This window comes from Modestobacter sp. NPDC049651, from assembly GCF_040659695.1.
Lineage (GTDB): Bacteria > Actinomycetota > Actinomycetes > Mycobacteriales > Geodermatophilaceae > Modestobacter.
The window spans coordinates 111,331-129,017 of record NZ_JBFAOG010000003.1; the positions used below are offsets into that span (position 1 = coordinate 111,331).

A 17,687-nucleotide genomic window follows, 5' to 3' on the forward strand; every position below is an offset into this window, starting at 1 on the left:
AGGTGCTGGGTGAACCCCTGCCGGGTCGCGGTCAGTGCAGATCAACGTGGGGCAGCACCTCGGCGTAGGTCGCGGTGTCCCCGCGCAGCGTCGGCCGGGGAAGATCCCCGGCCCAGCCCAGCGCCACGGAGGTCGCCTCGCCGTCACCCAGCTCCGCCATCGCAGTACCGGCGTCACCGTCGGAGAAGGTGATGTCGCCGGTCACCGCCTTGGGCTGCACCCCGTCGGCGGTGAACTGCAGGGTGGTGTCCACCGGTACCCAGACGCCATCGACCTTGGTGCGCACCGGCCCGGCGGCCACCTCAACCTTCACCGTGCCATCGGGCTGGGCGTAGCTGATCGAGGACTCGGTCGTCCGGGAGGTGATCTCCACCTTCTTGCCGGTGGCCTTCGCCCTGGCCAGCGCGGCATCCTCCGCCTCGACGTCGTCGTACTTCGCCTGCTGCTCGGGCGTGAGGACCAGCTGCCCACCGGCCGGCCCGGTCGGCCCGGCCGGCGGCGTCACCGGTCCGCCGGGCACCGGGACCGGGTCATCGGCCATCTGCTCGACCTTCGTGGCCGCGAGGGTGCTGTCCGTGGGCGCCGCTTGCGCCGGCACCGCCTGCAGCACGCCACTGAGCACCACACCGGCCAGCAGCGCACCGACCAGCCCATGGGACCGCCGCACCCCCGACCGCTGCGACACCGCACGACCGGAAGAAGCCCGACGCTTCGACACAGACATCCCCCGCACACCAGCCGGAACACGACAGACGGCCGAGAAGGATCAGGTCCGGGCCGGTGGAGCGCGCACAGACTGGCAGCGACCGATCACGCAGAGCAATACCCGGCGAGAACACAAGTTGGTAACAGCGCGCACCAAAGGCAACTTCGACTGAAGCGCCACTCTTTGATCCGGAGTGAGCGGGGGCACGGCGCACGTCTGCCCCCCGTTGCCTGCGTCGCCGAACGCCGCGGCAACGGCGGCGTTCACGATCAGCAGCTCCGCCGGGCCAGAACGGCGGTTGCCGCGGCTTCTCTGAGCATTGCGGAGCTCATCGATCCGGGCCGCCGGTGACGCCGCAGCCAACCGACTTCGCCGCCACGACCGTCGGCACCTTCGGCTCTCCCGCCAAGGAAGGAACGGCGGGCGATGGAGGCCGCGGAGGGCGAGGGGCAGCGGCCGGGCACAGCCAGGACGAATGACCTTGCGTGCAGCGGCCGCGCCCGCAGGCTCGCCTTGCCGGGGGGCAGCAGAATCTCTGCAGCGCCGGCGGGGCCGGCTCGGGCCCGCGCGGAAGGTGTAGATCGCGGGCCCCACGATGCCGTTGGCGCTCGCTCGACTAGTGGCTGACCTATGCGGCCGGCCGGGGACGCCTGGTCGACGCGTCAAGTACCAGCCGCACGCAGTTCGCTTCCCGTCCAGTCGGCTCGGGTAGCACTGGCGTACGCCTTCGCGTCCGCAGTTTTGGCGACGCCATGCTTCATTGCGCGCGGCGCGGGCGGGCGGGCGACGTGGCGGTGCCCGTTCGCGCCGCAGCGCCCATGGCCCGCCGTCTCCAGATCACCACCCGACTCGGTGCGCGAGGCGCTCGACGGCTGATCCGGGGACGGGCGGCAGGATGGGCCGGTGCCCTCGATCCTGCTCGTCGACGACGAGCCGGCCATCACCGACAACCTGGCGCCATTCCTGCAGCGCGCCGGGTTCGAGGTGACCGTGGCCGCCGACGGGGACGCCGCGCTGGCCCGGATCCAGGCCCGGGAGCCCGACCTCGTCGTCCTCGACGTGCTCATGCCCGGCACCGACGGCCGGGCGGTGCTGCGGGAGGTGCGCCGGCAGGGTCGGGCGGTGCCGATCATCCTGCTCACCCAGGTCGGCGAGTCGGGCGAGCGGGCGATGGCGCTCGAGGAGGGCGCCGACGACTACCTCAACAAGCCGTTCGACCCCCACGAGCTGGTCGCCCGCATCCGGGCGGTGCTCCGCCGCGGCAGCGGGACCGGCCCGTCGCTGGCCAGCGCCCAGCGGCTGCGCAGCGGCGCGGTGCTGCTGGACCGCGCCTCCCAGCGGGTGTTCCGCGACGGCCACGAGGTGACGCTCACCCCGCGCGCCACGGTCCTGCTCGCCTACCTGATGACCCACCCCGACGAGGTCATGACCCGGGAGCGGCTGCTCGAGGCGGTCTGGGGCTGGAGCTACCCGACCACGACCAGGTCCGTCGACACCCGGATCGCCGAGCTGCGCCGGGTGCTGGAGGACGGCACGGAGCTGATCGCCACCGTGCCCGGCCAGGGCTACCGGTTCGCCGCACCCGTCGAGGCCGCCTGAGGTGCGCCGCGCGACCTGGTGGGTGCTCGCCGTCCTGCCGCTGCTCGCCGGCGTGGTGCTCGACGTCGGCGCCCGCGCCGGCTGGTTCGCCGACCGGCGGCTGCGCATCGAGGTCTCCGCGCTGCGCGGCGACTGGCTGCTGGCCGCCGGCATCGCCGTCACCGGCCTGCTGGTGCTGCTGCTCGCCGTCCGCACCCGGGCGGACGTCCTCGGGCGGCGTCGGCTCGGCGCGGAACGCGCCGCCGCGGCGCGGGACCGGCAGCTGCTGATGTCCCGGCTGGACCACGAGCTGAAGAACCCGCTGACCGCGATGCGCGCGGCGGTGGCCAACGTGACCGCCGCCGGGCCCGGGCCGGAGCAGGAGGCCGGGCTGCGCAGCATCGAGGAGCAGGTGCTGCGGCTGAGCCGGCTGACCGCCGACCTGCGCAAGATCGCCGACGTCGAGGGCAACCGGGTCGACCGCCGTCCGGTCGACGTGACCGAGCTGGTCGAGGAGGCCGTCGAGGTGCTCCGCGAACAGCCCGGCGCCGCGGCCCGGCGGATCAGCGCCGACCTGCCGCGGGCGCCGTGGCCGCTGCCCGCCGTCCTGGGCGACGGCGACCTGCTGCTGCTCGCCGTGGGCAACCTGCTGGACAACGCGCTGAAGTACACGCCCCCGGGCGGCCGGGTCGAGGTGCGCGCCCGGGAGTCGGCCGGCGACGTGGTGGTCGAGGTGGCCGACACCGGCGCGGGCATCGCCGCCGACGACCTGCCGCACGTCTGGGACACCCTCTACCGCGGGCAGCGCACCCGCGCCGTCCCCGGCAGCGGGCTGGGCCTGCCCCTGGTGCGGGCGGTGGCCGAGCGGCACGGCGGCTCGGTCACCGTGGAGAGCCGGGAGGGCAGCGGCACGGTGGTGCGGCTGACCCTGCCCGGCGACGGCCCCGCCCGGACGGCTCAGCCGGCGACGTAGGCCGTCTGCCGGATGGTGCCGCCCTCGCACACCGGACCGCCCTGCCAGGCGACGCGCAGCGGGTCGGTCTCGTCCGGCGGGATCACCTGCAGCGCCGCGGCGGTCGGCTGGCAGTCGCCGGTCGGGCCGTCGCCGGTGCCCGGCACCGCGCCCCACTGCAGCTGCGCGGTGACCTTCGCGCCCGGCCGCAGGGTGACCGGCTTCGGCGCGGACCCGGTCCGCACCTGCTTCGTCGGCAGCGCCTTCCCGGCGGCGTCGACCAGGCCGAGCCCGCCGTAGCCGTCGATCGTGCAGGTCTGCCCGCCGGTGTCGGTGAGCACCAGCGTGGCGTGCCGCTGGCCGGCCCCGGGGTCGCCGGGCAGCAGGCTGCCGGTCAACTCGCTGGTGTGGCAGCGGTCGACGCCGCCGCCCCCGCTCCCCGAGCCGGGCGCGGTGGAGCCGGCCGGGCGGGTGCTCGCGGACGAGCCGGACGACGCCGGGGCGGAGGCGGACGAGCCACCGGCGGCCGACGAGGACGACGAGGGGGACGACGGGGCGGACGACGACACGCTCGGGCGGGCGGAGCCGCTGGCGTCGGGGTCGTCGGCCGAACCCTGGAACGAGCAGCCGGCGAGCGCGGTCACCGCGGCGGCGACCGCCGCGACCCGGAGCAGGGGTGCGGAAGAGGTCATGCCCCGACCCTAGGAAGATCCAGGCCGCAGGTCGCGCACCCGGCGTGACGATCCCGCGCACCGAGGTGACGGATCGGTGACATCGAGGTCAGCGGCGGCGCTGCCGGCCCAGCCGCTGCAGGTTCGCCACCGCCGCGGCCCAGCGCGGGGTGCCGGCGGGCAGCGTGTCCCGGCAGGCCAGCCACACCCCGACGTCGTCGGCGACCTCGGGCAGCGCGCTGTACCGGGCCAGCAGCTCGGGCCGGCGGGCGGTCAGCACCGCCTGGCGCAGCGCGCCGCTGAGCCGGGCCCGGGCCGCGCGCACGCCCGGCGCCGTCGACGGCGGCAGCAGTGCGCCCGGGTACCGCTCCAGCGCCGCACCCACCGAGCCGCGGGCGAGCAGCCGGCGGACGTCCCCGGCGTCCGAGCGCACCGGCAGGAGCAGCCGGTAGGGACGGGAGTCGAGCAGGTCCGGGCCGACCAGCCGGCGCAACCGGGACAGCTCCGCCCGCACGGTGACCGTGGCGGCGCCGGCGCCGTGCACCTCGGCGGCCAGCTGCTCGGCGGTGCGGCCCTCCCCCGCCGCGCCCGCCTCGGCGAGCAGCAGGAGCAGCTCGGAGTGCCGCAGCGAGAGCTCCTGGCTGCCGCCGGGCGTCCCGAGCAGCGCCCGGTCACGACCGAGCACCTCCAGCTGCGGGGCGCCGAGCGGGCGCACCGGAGCGGCCCGCCGCTCGCGGTACAGCCAGCGCAGCTCCGACTCGGCGGCCGCGGCGGTGGCCCGCACCAGGGTGAGCACCTGCGGGCTGGCCACGTGGTCGCCGCCGGTGACGTCGATGGCGCCCAGCAGCACCCCGGTGACCGGGTCGTGCACCGGCGCGGCCGAGCAGCTCCACGCCTGCACCGGCCGGCGGTAGTGCTCGCCGCCGTGGATCTGCACCGCGTGGTCCAGCGCGAGCGCGGTGCCGGGGGCGTTGGTGCCGGCGACGTCCTCGCCCCACCGGGAGCCCTCGACGAAGTGCATCCCCTCGGCCCGGCCGCGCAGCGCGGAGTCGCCCTCGACCCACAGCATCCGGCCCTGCGCGTCGGTGACCGCGACGATCATCCGGTCGACCTCGGCGTCGGCGACCAGCAGCCGGCGGACCACCGGCATCACCGCGGCCAGCGGGTGCGCGGCCCGGTAGGCGGCGAGGTCGCCGTCGAGCAGCTCGACCGGGGGCGGGGCGCCGTCCGGGTCGACCCCGCTGCCCAGGCTGCGCCCCCACGACTCCCAGACGACCGATCGGACGGACTCCCGGGCCGGCCCGGCGGGGCCCTCGGTGACCAGCTGCTCGTGCGCCGCCCGCAGCCGCCGGGACAGCGCCGGGCCGGCGCCGCCGTCGGGCAGCGCCAGCCAGGGGTTCGTCGCCGCCGTCACGGGGCGGGATCCGGGGTCGGCGAGCTCATGGCCCGCCCATGGTGACCCTGATCACCTCGTTCGCGCCAGCAGGCCGGCGCTCACTCGGTGGTGCGGAACACCCGCGCGGCCAGCGAGACCAGCCCGACGGTGAGGACGGCGACCAGCAGCAGCTGCACGCCGACCGGCACGTGCCACCCGCCCCAGGAGACCACCGGGAGCAGCCGCTCGCGCTCGGCCGCGGTGAGGCTCAGCCGGTCCAGCACCAGGTGCCGCATCGGCTGCACCACGTAGGTGAGCGGGTTGAGCCGGGTCAGCACCGACAGCCAGCCCGGGAGCCCGGACAGCGGGAACAGCGCCCCGGACAGGAACATCATCGGCATGATCAGCAGCTGGCTGACCGGCATCGCGGCCTGGATGGTCTTGATCCGGGTCGACAGCAGCACGCCGATCGAGGTGAGCAGCAGCGAGCCGAGGAACAGGCAGCCGACCAGCGCCAGCAGCATGCCCGGCGCGTAGGGGATGCCGACGGTGCCGGCCAGCGCGAGCACGACCAGGCTCTGCCCGGTGGCCACCACGGCGCCGCCCAGGCACTTGCCCCAGATGATCGAGGCACGCGAGATCGGCGCGACCATCATCTCGCGCAGGAAGCCGAACTCCCGGTCCCAGACCAGCGAGATGCCGGAGAACGCCGCGGTGAACAGCACCGAGGTGGCCAGCACGCCGGGGAAGAGGAAGGTGCGGAAGCTGGTGCCGCCGCCGGTGTCGACGATGCTGCCCAGGCCCGTGCCCATCACGAAGATGAACAGCACCGGCTGCAGCAGCATGGTGAGGATGCGGGTGCGGTCGGAGCGGAAGCGGGTCAGCTCGCGGCGCATCACGACCCAGGCGGCCCGCGCCTGGTGGACGGCGTCGCTGCGCACCTCGCCGAGCGGCTGCGGGACGGCGGTGCGGCGGGCGTCGGTGGTGGTCATGCTCAGCGCCTCCAGGCGTTCGGGGGCATCCGCTGCTGCGGCCCCTCGGAGTCACGGATCGTGCGGCCGGTGTAGGTCAGGAAGACGTCGTCGAGGCTCGGCCGGGTCACCGTCACCGACCGGATCCCGACGCCGAGCTCGGTGAACAGCCGGGGCACCACCGAGGCGCCGTCCGGCACGGCCAGGGTCACCTGGCCCTCGCGCATCGCCGCCTCGACACCGAGCCGCTCGCGCACCCGGGCGATGGCCAGCTCGTCGTCGTCGGTGCGCAGCGCGATCCGGTCGGTGCCGACGCTGGACTTCAGCGCCTCCGGGGTGTCCTCGACGATCACCTCGCCGTGGTCCATGATCGCGATCCGGTCGCAGTGCTCGGCCTCGTCCATGTAGTGCGTGGTGACGAACACCGTGATGTCGGTCTGCTCGCGCAGCTCGCGCAGGTGGTCCCAGATCGCCGCCCGGGTCTGCGGGTCCAGCCCGATGGTGGGCTCGTCGAGGAACAGCACCTGCGGGGCGTGCACCAGGCCCCGGGCGATCTCCAGCCGCCGCTTCATGCCGCCGGAGAACTTGATCACCGTGTCCTTGCGCCGGTCGGCGAGGGCGACCATCTCCAACACCTCGGTGATCCGCCGCTCGGCCACCGCCCGCGGCAGCCCGTACAGGTCGGCGTGGAAGCGCAGGTTCTGCTCGGCGGTGAGCTGCTGGTCGAGCGTCGGCTGCTGGAACACCAGCCCGATCCGCCGGCGGACCTCGTCGCGCTCCCGGACGACGTCGAAGCCGGCGACCCGCGCCGACCCGGCCGTCGGGTTGCGGATCGTGCACAGCATCTCGATGGTCGTGGACTTCCCCGCACCGTTGGGGCCGAGGAAGCCGTACGTCTGCCCGGCTTCCACCCGCAGGTCGATGCCCTTCACCGCCTCGATGACGGCGCCGCCACCCGGGTAGCTCTTCGCCAGCCCGGCCGTCTCGATGGCCGGCTCCCTAACAGCGTTAGACACGGCGCCGAGGGTCTCCCTACCACCGTTAGGCTGTCAAGCGTGGAACCCGTCGGGACCCCCGAGCGCGCCCCGGTGACCCGGCAGGCGATCGTCCGGGCCGCCCTGGAGCTGCTCGCCGACGGCGGGCTGGAGGCGGTGTCGTTCCGCCGCATCGCCACCCGGCTGGGGGTCTCCGCGCCCACCCTCTACTGGCACGTCGACAGCAAGCGGCAGCTCATGGACCTGATGACCGACGAGCTGACCCGCCGCGACGAGGGCGCCGCCGGCCCCGCCGCGGGCCAGCCGTGGTGGGAGTGGCTGCGGGACGACGCGCTGCGGATGTTCCGCACCCTCGTCGCCACCCGGGACGCCCCCCGCGTGCTGGCCGGCAACCGGCCCGGCACCGAGTCGTTCCCCGGCATCGAGCGGGCGCTCGGCGTGCTGGTCGCGGCCGGGATGACCCCCGGCGAGGCGCAGCAGGCGCTGTTCGCCGTGGGCGCCTACGTCATCGGCAGCGCCACCGAGTGGCAGGCCGAGGCCGAGCGCGAGGCGGCCGCACCGCACCCGGGCCCCCCCGGCGGCGCGGACGCGCTGGCCGGGCAGCCGCTGATGGCCGCGGCGGTGCGCGAGCTGGCCGCCCAGCCGCACTCCGCGACCTTCGAGTTCGGGCTGGACCTGCTCGTCGGCGGCCTGCGCGCCCGGTTCGCGCGGGAGCGTGACGCACCGCCGTCCGTCTGGCAGATTCGTGCCGGCGAGGAGGACCACCGGGCCACGCGCCCCGGACCCGGGACGGGAGGGCAGCAGACCCGATGAGCCCGGCCTCCGGGAGCAGCCGACGGCAGGTGCGCGCCCAGCGCGCGCGGGCCCGCCGGCGCCGCGTCGTCCTGCTCGGCGTGCTGCTGGTCGCGGTGCTCGCGGCCACCGGCGCCCTCACCACCTGGGGCGTCCGTCGCGGCGACGCGCACTCGGCCGAGACCTGGTACGCGGCCCGGTCGGCCGCGCCGCCGGCCGCGCCGTCCACGGCACCGTCGTCCGCCCCGCCGTCGTCCGCACCGTCGTCCGCGGCACCGCCGCCGGCCGCCCCGGTGTTCGACACCGCCGCGCACTCCACCACCGACCCGGCCAGCCCGTGGGTGGTGGTCAACAAGCAGCACCCGCTGCAGCCGCTGGACTTCGCCCCCGCGCAGCTGGCCACCGTCGGTGGCAAGCAGGTGTCGGCGCAGGCGGCACCCGACCTGCAGGCGATGATCGACGCGGCGGCGGCCGAGGGGCTGCGGGTGACCGTGAGCAGCGGCTACCGGTCCTACGCCTACCAGGTGGGCGTGCACGACGAAGCCGTGTCCCGCCAGGGGTGGGAGTACGCGGAGAGCGTGTCCGCCCGCGCCGGCTACAGCGAGCACCAGACCGGGTTCGCGGTCGACCTGGGCAGCGCCGGCTCCCCCGGCTGCGACCTGAGCAGCTGCTTCGGCGGGACGCCGGAGGGCCGCTGGCTGGCCGCCCACGCGGCCGAGTTCGGCTTCCTGCTGCGCTACACCGCGGCCGGCAGCGCCGTCACCGGGTACTCGCCCGAGGCGTGGCACTTCCGCTGGGTCGGCCGCGACCTGACCGCTGAGCTCGTCCGCCGCGGCGTGATCACCCTCGAGGAGTTCTTCGGCATCAGCGGCGGCCCGGAGTACGCGGCCCCCTGACCGGCGGGGTCAGTGGACGACGACCACGTCGCCGTCGGGCACGTCCGCGAGCTGCCACGGCTTGACCACCGTCAGCAGCACGCCGATCGCCAGTGTGAGCGCGACCAGCACGACCAGGCCGATCGCGGTCGCGTCGTTGCCGAGCACGCCCACCAGCGGTGAGGTCACCGCGCCGATGCCGAACTGGACCGCACCGACCAGCGCGGCCGCGGTGCCGGCCGCCTCCCCGTGCCGGGCCAGGGCCAGGGTCGGGGCGTTCGGCAGCGCGACGCCGCAGCAGGCGAGCATCGCCCAGACCGGGACGACGACGCCCCACAGGCCCCCCGTGCCGGTGACGGCGAGGACCACCAGGACGGCGCCCACCACCGCGCCGGCCACCGTGGCCGCGAGCAGCAGCTGCCCCGGCGTCCAGCGCTTGAGCAGCACCGGGTTGAACTGGGTGGCACCGATCAGCCACACCGCGCCGGCGGCGAACAGCAGCGCGAACGCCTGCTCGCCCAGCCCGAACTCGTCCTGGTACACGAACGAGGAGCCGGACACGTAGGCGAACAGCCCGGCCATGGTGAGGCCGGCGACGAGCACCAGGCCCACGTAGACCCGGTCGCGCAGCAGCCCGGCATACCCGCGCAGCGTGCTGCGGACGCCGGCGCTGCGGCGGCGGGCCGGCGGCAGCGTCTCGGGCAGCGCCACCCGGCCGGCGACCAGCAGCAGCAGGGAGATCAGTGCCAGCACGGCGAACACGCCGCGCCACGAGGTGATGGTGAGCAGCCCGCCGCCGAGCGCGGGGGCGAGCACCGGCGAGACGGCCAGCACCAGCATCATCCGGGACAGCATGGTGGCGGCGGCCCGGCCGGCGAACAGGTCGCGGACGATCGCCAGGCAGATCACCGCGCCAGCGGCGGCCCCCGCGCCCTGCAGCACCCGCAGCAGGCCCAGCACCAGCACGTTCGGCGCGACCAGCACGAGCAGCGAGGCGGCCAGGTGCACCGCCGTCCCGACCAGCAGCGGGCGGCGGCGGCCCAGCGCGTCGGCGAGCGGGCCGAGCACCAGCTGGCCGAGCCCCAGCCCCAGCAGGGTGCCGGTGAGGGTCAGCTGGGTGGCCGAGTCGGTGGTGCCGAGCTCGTCGGTGATCGTCGGCAGCGCCGGCAGGTACATGTCGATGGTCAGCGGCCCCAGCGCGATGAACGCGCCCAGGACCAGCGTCAGCCTCAGCCCGCGGGCCGGCGGAGCCGCGGTGCCGGTGGTGGTGCGGGTGCGGCTGGTCACGGTGGTGCTCATGGAGGCCTCTCGTCGGCGCGGTGGTGCGGCGCCGTCGTTGGCCTGTCCGCTGGTGCAACGCTCCGTAACCGCGCACCCGCCCCGGCCATTCCCCCCGGCGTGTCGCCACGCCAGGGGGAGCGGATCAGCGCGCGGTGGCGGGGGCGGGCTCGCCGTCGGCGGCCGGGATGACCAGCGAGATCACCGCGCCGAGCACGGCCGCGGCGGCGCAGATGCCGAACAGCGTCCGGTACGCGGTCAGCGACGGGAGCTCGAAGGCGCCCAGGCTGACCGTCGAGGCCGCCAGCAGGGTGCCGCCGATGGCGCTGGACAGCGAGCTGCCGACGCTGCGGGCCAGCGTGTTGAGCCCGTTGGCCGCCGCCAGCTCCGCCCGCGGGGCGGCCCGGAGGATCAGGCTTGGCATCGCGGCGTAGGCGATGCCGGTGCCGGCACCGGCGATCGTCGTCCCGAGGACGACCTCCCACAGCGCGCCGGTCAGGGTGATCCGCACCAGGAAGCCGACCGCGACGACGGCCGCGCCGAGCGCCAGGGTGATCTTCGGGCCGAACCGGGCCGAGAGCTTCGCCGAGAGCGGCGACAGCGCCAGCATCGCCAGGCCGCTGGGCAGCAGGCAGAAGCCGCTGACCACGACCGAGGTGCCGAAGCCGTACCCGGTGGCCTCGGGGGCCTGCACGTAGGCCGCCGTCCCGATGAAGCTGGCGAACAGCGCGAAGCCCACGCACATCGAGGCGATGTTGGTCAGCAGCAGCGCGGGCCGGGCGTTGACGACCAGGTCGACCAGCGGCGAGGTGACCCGCCGCTCGACCAGCACGAAGACGACCAGGAGCACGGCGGCGGCGACCAGCAGACCGATCGTGCGCGCGTCGCCCCAGCCCCAGCTGGTGGCCTGGGCCAGCGGCAGCAGCAGGCACAGCAGCGCGGCGGCGAGCAGGACCGAGCCGGGGTAGTCCATCCGGCCGGTGGCGGTGCGCGGCGCCTCCGGCGCGGCCAGCCGGATGCCGACCAGGCCGACGACGCCGCCGACGAGGCAGATCCAGAACAGCACGTGGTAGTCGGCGTGCTCGCCGATCAGGCCGGCCAGCGGCAGGCCCAGCGAGCCGCCGACGCCGAGCATGGCGCTGATCAGCGCGATGCCCGAGCCGGAGCGCTCCGGCGGGAGGACCGAGCCGATCAGGCTGATCCCCAGCGGGATCGCGGCGGTCGACAGGCCGGTGATGGCCCGGCCGACGATCAGCCAGGTCAGCGAGTCGCTCAGCGCGCAGATCAGCGAGCCGACGATGAGCGCGCCGGAGGAGACCAGCAGCATCAGCCGCTTGCCGTACAGGTCACCGAGGCGGCCGGCGACCGGGACCGCGACCGCGGCGACCAGCAGCGTGGAGGTCAGCAGCCACTCGGTGGCGCTCGCGGAGCTGTCCAGGTCGACGGCGAGCTGCGGCAGCACCGGGATGAGCAGCGACTGGGTGAGCGACACGATCAGGGCGGTCAGCCCCACGACCGCGAGGGCCACGACGTGGTGCCGCTCGAACCCGCCGTCCGGGTCGCCGGTGGTGCCCGCTGGGGCGTCCGCCGGGCGGGCAGGAGCTTCGGACATGCTGGTCCTCCGGAACGGTCGTGCGGCGAAAGTGGCAGACTCTGCCACGAGGCAGAGTCTGCCACGAGACGGTTGCTCACCGCACCCGACCCACCCGGACTCCCTGAGGAGGACGCCATCGACGGGCTCCGCGACCGCAAGCGGGCGCACAGCCGCGCGGCCACGCTCGACGCCGCGCTGGCCCTCTTCGCCGAGCGGGGCTACGACGCGGTGACCGTCGCCGACATCTGCGCGGCCGCGCAGATCGCCCCGCGGACGTTCTTCCGCTACTTCCCGACCAAGGACGACCTGCTCACCGAGCCGGTGCGGGAGATGAACGAGCACCTGGCCGGGCTGGTGGCCGGCACCGACGCGGGGGCGGACGACGCCGACGTGCTGCGGGCCGCCCTGCGGGACCTCGGCGGGTACGTGCTGGCGCACCGCGACCGGCTCACCCCGGTGTTCCGGGCGATCGGCCAGGTGTCGGCGGTCCGCTCGTCCCCGGTGCTCATGCTCTCGGTGCAGGAGCGGCTGCTCGCCGAGCGCCTCGCCGCCCGCCGCGGTGGTCCGCAGCCACCCGACTGGCGCACCCGGTTGCTGGTCGCCCGGGCGGTGGCCGCCTTCCGGATCTGGCTGGACGACGCGATGGGCGCCGACCGCGGGTTCGCCGACGCCGACCACCCCGACCCGGTCGCCCACCTCGACGAGGTGCTGGCGGCGATCTGAGGCCGGTCAGCGGCCGCGGCGGCTCCACGACGTCCAGCCGGCGTCCTGCGACACGTTCGCGCCGGCATTGCGGGCCACGCGCGCGTCGCGGTGGGACTCCTGGACGGCGGAGGTGATGTCGGAGGCCGCCACGGTGCGCGACCCGCGGCGGCCGGCCGCGCGGTCCATCAGCCAGGAGACGAGCAGCAGGACGCCGACCACGGCGCCGATGAGGATCCACACGATGCCGCTCACGAGCACTCCCTGGTCGCCGGTGGTCTGCTTCCTACCACCAGGTCAGGTCCGCGGCCGGGCCGGCAGCAGCGCCCGCGGGTCGCGGGCCCGCAGCACCCCGGTCCACAGCCCCGCCCCGTAGGCGACGTCCTCCAGCCGCCGGCCGACGGTGAAGTCGGCGAGCGTGACCACCTCGCGGCGCGGCCACCAGCCGATCAGCGCGTCGGCGGCGGCGGTGCCGGCCACCACCCACCGCGCCCGCCGGGACACCAGCGCCGCGGCCAGCGCCAGCGGCCAGTGGTGCCGGGTGACCGCCCGGCCCAGCGTGCGCGCCGAGGCGCCGGTGCCGCGGGCCACCACCGCCGCCGCCAGGCCCACCGGCAGCGGCCGGCCGGGCACCCGGAGCTTCCGGGCCATCCGCGCGGTCGACCCGGCCAGCACGGCGGCGGCCGCCACGCGGCCCCAGCGGCCGCCGAGCACGGCCAGCAGCCACACCGACGCGGCGCCGGGCGAGACGACCACCGGCGCCACCGCGCCAGGGTGCTTCCGGGCCAGCAGCGCGGCACCGGTGCCGTAGAAGGCGCGCCGGCGCAGCCACTCCGCGGGCCGGGCCCGGTGGTCGTGCGCCACCTGAGCGGCCGGCTCATAGCGCACCCGCCAGCCGGCCTCGACCAGCCGCCACACCAGGTCGACGTCCTCGGCGACCTCCATCGACTCGTCGAACCCGTCGCCCAGCGCCGCCCGGCGGGCCAGCAGCGCGGCGCTGGGCACGTAGGCCACCGCGCTCCACGGGACGACGGGCGCCGGGCGGGCGCCCATGTCGTGCGCGCTGCCCACGGCCTCGTAGCGGACCACCCAGTTGGGCCGCTCGACCGGCTGGCCGGTGATCCGCGGGGCGACCAGCGCGATCCGCGGGTCGGCCAGGTGCGCCGCGAGCCGGGGCAGCCAGCCCGGCCGGGGCTCGCAGTCGGAGTCGACGAACGCCACGGCCGGGGTGTCGACGACGCGCAGGCCGGTGTTCCGGGCGGCCGAGGGGCCGCGGTTGCGTTCGTGGCGCAGCAGCCGGACGCCGGGGGAGTCCGCGGCGGCGGCGATCGCGGCGGGATCGGCGGAGCCGTCGTCCACGACGACCACGGGGCAGCCGGCGGTGTCCGGGTCGGCGCGCAGCGCGGCCAGCAGCCGGGCGAGGGCGTCGGACCGGTCCTTCACCGGCACGACCACGGTCACCTGCGCGGGGTCGCCCGGGGGCAGCTCGGGGTGGGCCAGGCCGGTGTCCAGCAGCCGGCCGGCGACGACGGCGGTCCGCCGGTCGGTGACCACCAGCCGGTCGCCGTCGAGCAGGCCGCGGGCGGCGGGGGCCAGCCGGAGCAGCCGCAGCGGGGAGCCGCCGAGCAGCGCCGTCCCGCCGTCCCGCCGCCGGGTGCGCGGGTCGAGCCGCACGGCGAACCCGTCGGGCAGCCGTTCCCCGGGTGCGGGCGGGACGGTCACCGGCCGGCCAGCACGGCGTCGGTGGTGGTGAGCTCGAGCAGCGGGGCGTACAGCGCCATCGCGGCCAGCGCCCGCTCGTGGTCGGCGTCGGTGGCGCCGGCGCAGGCGTCCGCGACCACCTGCACGCCGACCCCGGCGTCGGCGGCGGGCAGCGCCGTCGACAGCACGCAGCAGTCGGTGGAGATCCCGCACAGCACCAGCGGCCCGTCGCCGGTGAGCGCGGCGAGCTCGGGGCCCCACTTGCCGAACGTGGTCGCGGTGACCACCGGGGCGTCGCCCGGGTCGTCGACCAGCGCGTACTGCGGGTGGTCCGGCGCGGTCAGCGCGAACGGGAACTGCCCGTAGTAGGGCACCCAGGCGCCGGTGGGCTCGGCCGGGGCGACGAACCGGGTGTGCACGACCCGGCCGGGGAAGGCGTCGACCAGCCGGCGGATGTTGGCGTGCGCCGCGGTGAACCCGGGCGCACCCCACGGGGAGGTGTCGTCGGCGAACACGTGCTGGACGTCGACCACCACCAGCAGCGGCGTCACGCCGCGGCCTCCTGCGCGCGGACCGCCCGGCGGCGCAGGGCCAGCGTGCCGAGGAAGCCGACCACGAGCGCGGCCAGCACGCCGAGGTTCGCGAACGCCCAGTTCCCGCTGCGGCCGCCCAGCCCGAAGGCCTCCAGCAGGTAGCCCTGCCAGTCCAGCCAGCCGGCGTAGGTGTTGGTGACCAGGCCCCAGCCGAGCGCCGTGCCCAGCGCGAGCAGGGCCAGCGGTACCGGCGCGACTGCGCGGTACCGGCCGCGGGGGTCGTAGAGGTCGGGCTCGGCGTAGTCGCGGCGGCGCAGCAGGAGGTCGGCCAGGAAGATCCCGCACCAGGCGGCGATCGGCACGCCGAGGGTGATGAGGAAGCCCTGGAACTGGGCGAAGAAGCTGCCCTCGGCCAGGAAGACGACCCAGATCGTGCCGAGCACCATCAGCGTGCCGTCGATCGAGGCGGCCACCGGCCGCGGCACCCGCAGGCCCGCGGCCAGCAGCGACAGGCCCGACGAGTAGATGTCCAGCAGCGCGCCGCCGATCAGGCCGAGCACCGCCACCACCACGAACGGCACCAGGAACCAGGTGGGCAGCAGGGTGGCCAGCGCCCCGATCGGGTCGCCGGCGATGGCGTCGGACAGCTCGGTCGACGAGCCGGCCAGCAGCAGGCCGAACAGCAGCAGGAGCACCGGGGCCAGCGCCGAGCCGAACGTCGTCCAGCCGACGACCCCGCGGGTGGAGGCGGTGCGCGGCAGGTAGCGGGAGTAGTCGGCCGCGGCGTTGACCCAGCCGAAGCCGTAGCCGGTCATCACCAGCACCAGCGCGCCGATGAACAGCTCGGCCGAGCCGCTGGGGAGGGCGCTGACCGCGCTCCAGTCGACCTCGTCGAGCACGAGCAGCAGGTAGACGACGGTGAGCACGCCGGTGACCGCGGTGATCCAGGTCTGCATCCGCATGATCAGGTCGAAGCCGAGCACGCCGCCGCCCACCACCAGCGCGGCGACGACCAGCAGGGCGACCACCTTGGTCGCCGTCCCGCCGCCCCAGCCCAGCTCGGTGAAGACGGTCGCGGTGGCGAGGGTGGCCAGCGACGTCAGCACCGTCTCCCAGCCGACGGTGAGCACCCAGGACAGCACCGAGGGCACCTTGTTGCCGGTGACGCCGAAGGCCGCGCGGCTGAGCACCAGCGTCGGCGCCGAGCCGCGCTTGCCGGCGATGGCAACCAGGCCGCAGAGCAGGAAGCTGACCACGATGCCGACCACGCCGGCGACGAGCGCCTGCCAGAACGAGACGCCCATGCCGAGGGTGAACGAGCCGTAGCCCAGGCCCAGCACGCTGACGTTGGCGCCGAACCAGGGCCAGAACAGCTGCCGCGGGGTGCCGCGGCGCTCCTCCTCGGCGATCACGTTGATGCCGTTGGTCTCCACCGCCACGCGCGGGGTGGGCGGCTCGCCCGTCAGCTGCTCGGCCATCCCGGCTCCCGTCCCGGTCGGCGGGGCGTCGTCCCCGCTGTTGTGCGGCACCTTAGTGAGCGGCCGCGGCGGGCTCAGCCGCCGTCGCGGGGGGCACGGCGGCGGTGCCGCGACTTGACGCCGTACATGGCCTGGTCGGCGCTCGCCAGGACCGCGTCGGCGTCGTCCCCCGGCCGGCCCACCGTCGCCCCGAGGCTGGCGGTGAGCGGCAGGTCGGTGCCGGCGCACCGGAACGGCTCCCCGAACTCGGTGGTCACCCGCTCGGCCAGCTCGGCGAGGCGCGCGGGGTCGGCGCGCGGGCAGAGCACGACGAACTCGTCGCCGCCCAGCCGGGCGACGAGGTCCTCCGGCCCGGCGGCGCGCCGCAAGCGCTCCGCGGCGCCGACCAGCACCCGGTCGCCGACGGCGTGGCCGAACCGGTCGTTGACCTCCTTGAACCGGTCCAAGTCGCAGAAGAGCACGCCGCAGCCGGTGCCGGTCGCGCCGTCGAGGTGCCGGCGCAGCTCGTCGAACAGCGTGCTCCGGTTGGCCACGCCGGTGAGCAGGTCGGTGTGGGCCCGGTGGTGCAGCTGCGCCTCGCGGGCCCGCTCGTCGGTCACGTCCAGCCCCAGGCAGACCACCGCGTCGGGGCGGCCCTCGTCGTCGACGAGCACGTCGTTGACCATGGTGACCCGCCGGCGCACGCCGCCCGCGGCCAGCCAGTCGCCCTCCTGCCGGTGGGCGGTCCCGGTCGCCATCGAGCGGGCGACGGCGTCCAGGGCGAGCGCGCGGTGCTCGGGGACGACGTAGACGTCGGTGAACAGCGCGCCGACCAGCTCGTCGGCCGGGCGGCCGGTGAAGCGCTCCATCGCCGGGTTCACCAGCCGGATGCGGGCGTCACCGCCGACCACGCACACGAGCACCCGGGTGGTCGCGACCAGCGCCGCGGCCAGCGCCGGGTCACCCGCCTCGGGACCGGTCACCGGCGCACGGTACTGCCGGGCCCCGCCGCTGTCGCGCCGCCGACCGGGCCGGGAACGACGAGGGGCCCCGCCGGTCTCTCGACCGGCGAGGCCCCTCGGGTGCTGCTGCGCTCAGCGGGTGCGCTTGCCGTAGCGCTGGTTGAACTTCTCGACCCGGCCCGCGGTGTCCAGCACGCGCTGGTTGCCGGTCCAGAACGGGTGCGACGACGCGCTGATCTCGACCGGGACCACGGGCAGCTCGCCGTCGCGCTGGACCGTCCGGCCCGCGTCGATCGTCGAGCGGGTCGTGAAGGTCGCGCCCGTCGAGGTGTCCTGGAACACGACGGTGCGGTACTCGGGGTGGATGCCCTGCTGCATGGGAGGTCCTCTCGGTCTGCGCGGGACGTCCGCCCCCTGGCGGGGCGGGCTGATCGCGACTGCCCGGTGCAACCGGGGAGGGGGTCCCGGTGTTCCCCGCGGACGACGTGACCGCGCCGTGACGTCCGTGTGTTTAGGTGAGCCTTCCCTGACCTGAGCCGAGGAGC

Annotated in this window: 18 protein-coding genes; 5 read left to right on the forward strand and 13 right to left on the reverse strand. The window is 75.7% G+C overall.

The window, feature by feature from the left end:
• Window positions 1–31: 31 nt before the first annotated feature.
• Window positions 32–667, reverse strand: a complete 636-nt coding sequence (locus AB0J00_RS06080; protein ID WP_357741659.1) for a hypothetical protein — start codon at window positions 665–667, stop codon at window positions 32–34.
• Between the two features lie 942 nt (window positions 668–1,609).
• Here AB0J00_RS06080 and AB0J00_RS06085 point away from each other — a divergent pair.
• Window positions 1,610–2,305 (forward strand): response regulator transcription factor, encoded by a 696-nt coding sequence (locus tag AB0J00_RS06085; protein ID WP_357741662.1) that lies wholly within the window; start codon window positions 1,610–1,612, stop codon window positions 2,303–2,305.
• Between the two features lies 1 nt (window position 2,306).
• A complete protein-coding gene (locus AB0J00_RS06090; protein ID WP_357741665.1) occupies window positions 2,307–3,257 on the forward strand; it encodes a HAMP domain-containing sensor histidine kinase in 951 nt (316 codons plus the stop codon).
• Here the strand turns inward: AB0J00_RS06090 and AB0J00_RS06095 are convergent.
• The 4 genes from AB0J00_RS06095 to AB0J00_RS06110 form a co-directional block, all read right to left on the reverse strand.
• Window positions 3,242–3,928 (reverse strand): DUF4232 domain-containing protein, encoded by a 687-nt coding sequence (locus tag AB0J00_RS06095; protein WP_357741667.1) that lies wholly within the window; start codon window positions 3,926–3,928, stop codon window positions 3,242–3,244. The genes AB0J00_RS06090 and AB0J00_RS06095 overlap by 16 nt on opposite strands.
• 88 nt (window positions 3,929–4,016) lie before the next feature.
• Entirely contained in the window at window positions 4,017–5,321 is a 1,305-nt protein-coding gene (locus AB0J00_RS06100) for a GAF domain-containing protein (RefSeq protein ID WP_357741670.1), read from the reverse strand.
• 80 nt (window positions 5,322–5,401) lie between these two features.
• Window positions 5,402–6,274: an ABC transporter permease gene (locus AB0J00_RS06105; protein WP_357741673.1), complete on the reverse strand. Its 873-nt coding sequence runs from the start codon at window positions 6,272–6,274 to the stop codon at window positions 5,402–5,404.
• Window positions 6,275–6,276: 2 nt separating this feature from the next.
• Entirely contained in the window at window positions 6,277–7,269 is a 993-nt protein-coding gene (locus AB0J00_RS06110; protein ID WP_357741676.1) for an ATP-binding cassette domain-containing protein, read from the reverse strand.
• Window positions 7,270–7,308: 39 nt separating this feature from the next.
• Here AB0J00_RS06110 and AB0J00_RS06115 point away from each other — a divergent pair, with 39 nt between their 5' ends.
• Window positions 7,309–8,061, forward strand: coding sequence for a TetR/AcrR family transcriptional regulator C-terminal domain-containing protein (locus AB0J00_RS06115; RefSeq protein ID WP_357741679.1), 753 nt, complete (start codon window positions 7,309–7,311; stop codon window positions 8,059–8,061).
• Entirely contained in the window at window positions 8,058–8,936 is an 879-nt protein-coding gene (locus AB0J00_RS06120; protein ID WP_357741682.1) for a M15 family metallopeptidase, read from the forward strand. Before AB0J00_RS06115 ends, AB0J00_RS06120 begins: the two co-directional genes overlap by 4 nt.
• A 9-nt stretch (window positions 8,937–8,945) precedes the next feature.
• On the opposite strand, the gene AB0J00_RS06125 is transcribed toward AB0J00_RS06120, so the two are convergent.
• Together AB0J00_RS06125 and AB0J00_RS06130 are read right to left on the reverse strand one after the other, a co-directional pair.
• Window positions 8,946–10,214 carry a Bcr/CflA family efflux MFS transporter gene (locus AB0J00_RS06125; protein ID WP_357741685.1) on the reverse strand — a complete coding sequence of 423 codons (1,269 nt, stop codon included), beginning with the start codon at window positions 10,212–10,214 and terminating at the stop codon, window positions 8,946–8,948.
• A 124-nt stretch (window positions 10,215–10,338) separates the two neighbouring features.
• Window positions 10,339–11,805, reverse strand: coding sequence for an MFS transporter (locus AB0J00_RS06130; protein WP_357741688.1), 1,467 nt, complete (start codon window positions 11,803–11,805; stop codon window positions 10,339–10,341).
• 72 nt (window positions 11,806–11,877) lie between these two features.
• Between AB0J00_RS06130 and AB0J00_RS06135 the strand changes: the two genes are divergently transcribed.
• Window positions 11,878–12,510 carry a TetR family transcriptional regulator gene (locus tag AB0J00_RS06135; RefSeq protein ID WP_357741691.1) on the forward strand — a complete coding sequence of 211 codons (633 nt, stop codon included), beginning with the start codon at window positions 11,878–11,880 and terminating at the stop codon, window positions 12,508–12,510.
• Window positions 12,511–12,516: 6 nt separating this feature from the next.
• Here the strand turns inward: AB0J00_RS06135 and AB0J00_RS06140 are convergent, their stop codons facing one another.
• From AB0J00_RS06140 to AB0J00_RS06165, 6 genes are all read right to left on the reverse strand, one after another.
• A complete protein-coding gene (locus AB0J00_RS06140; RefSeq protein WP_357741694.1) occupies window positions 12,517–12,744 on the reverse strand; it encodes a hypothetical protein in 228 nt (75 codons plus the stop codon).
• Between the two features lie 42 nt (window positions 12,745–12,786).
• Window positions 12,787–14,211, reverse strand: coding sequence for a mycofactocin biosynthesis glycosyltransferase MftF (gene mftF / locus AB0J00_RS06145; protein ID WP_357741697.1), 1,425 nt, complete (start codon window positions 14,209–14,211; stop codon window positions 12,787–12,789).
• Window positions 14,208–14,741: a cysteine hydrolase gene (locus AB0J00_RS06150; protein ID WP_357741700.1), complete on the reverse strand. Its 534-nt coding sequence runs from the start codon at window positions 14,739–14,741 to the stop codon at window positions 14,208–14,210. Before AB0J00_RS06150 ends, mftF begins: the two co-directional genes overlap by 4 nt.
• The gene (locus tag AB0J00_RS06155) at window positions 14,738–16,201 is read right to left on the reverse strand and encodes a cytosine permease (RefSeq protein WP_357741703.1); all 1,464 of its coding nucleotides are present in this window, start codon (window positions 16,199–16,201) and stop codon (window positions 14,738–14,740) included. The genes AB0J00_RS06150 and AB0J00_RS06155 overlap by 4 nt, the downstream gene beginning before the upstream one ends.
• Window positions 16,202–16,275: 74 nt before the next feature.
• On the reverse strand, window positions 16,276–17,163 hold the full coding sequence (locus tag AB0J00_RS06160) for a GGDEF domain-containing protein (RefSeq protein WP_357741705.1): 888 nt from the start codon (window positions 17,161–17,163) through the stop codon (window positions 16,276–16,278).
• A gap of 111 nt (window positions 17,164–17,274) precedes the next feature.
• On the reverse strand, window positions 17,275–17,520 hold the full coding sequence (locus AB0J00_RS06165; protein WP_357741708.1) for a type B 50S ribosomal protein L31: 246 nt from the start codon (window positions 17,518–17,520) through the stop codon (window positions 17,275–17,277).
• Between the last annotated feature and the right edge of the window lie 167 nt (window positions 17,521–17,687).